General features: G+C 43.9%; 1 protein-coding gene. It reads left to right on the top strand.

Translation table 11 applies throughout. The annotated features are described in order from the left end of the window. The coding region (locus R7Q11_RS28390) for a PAS domain-containing protein (protein WP_225467257.1) at positions 1–561 on the top strand (561 nt) is incomplete at both ends.

The raw sequence follows: 561 nt of genomic DNA, 5'->3' as shown, positions 1-561 counted from the left end.
ATTTCAGAAAACACCGGAAGCACTAGAAAATGCGAATATCCGCGATCTGATAAAAACAAAAATGCCGAACGAGCCTAGCCAAATTCTTAGTCGATGCTTAGAGTGTGATGATATCCACCTTCAAAACATTGATAACGAACAGCAGCTAAGCCTAACGACTCGTCGTTTGTCTAACCACGGTTATCTTCTCTTCGCCATTCAAGACATCACAGAGATTGAAGAGGCGATGAATCGCCAGCGCGTAGCTGGTCGAGTGTTTGAAGCCAGTCAAGACGGCCTTATTGTGCTTAATCACAAAGGCGTCATCACCATGGTTAACCCAGCAGTCACCAAGCTTGTGGGTTTAGAAATCGACCAGTTAGTTGGTCAGTCTTTCATTCAAACTATTCGTTGGCGAAAATTACAAGAAATGATGCCGAGTATCATTGAATCCATTGAAAACTATGGCGTGTGGCAAGGGGAAGTGATTGAGCAAAATCACTTAGGCTTACTTGTGCCAATGTTTGCTCGAGTAAACCGCATCGTGAAGTGTGAGGATAACGGTTTCTACGACTTGGTCAT

The organism is Vibrio sp. 970 (genome assembly GCF_033339075.1).
The sequence above is the reverse complement of the archived record's forward strand: the minus strand, read 5'-3'. Positions and strand labels throughout refer to the sequence as shown.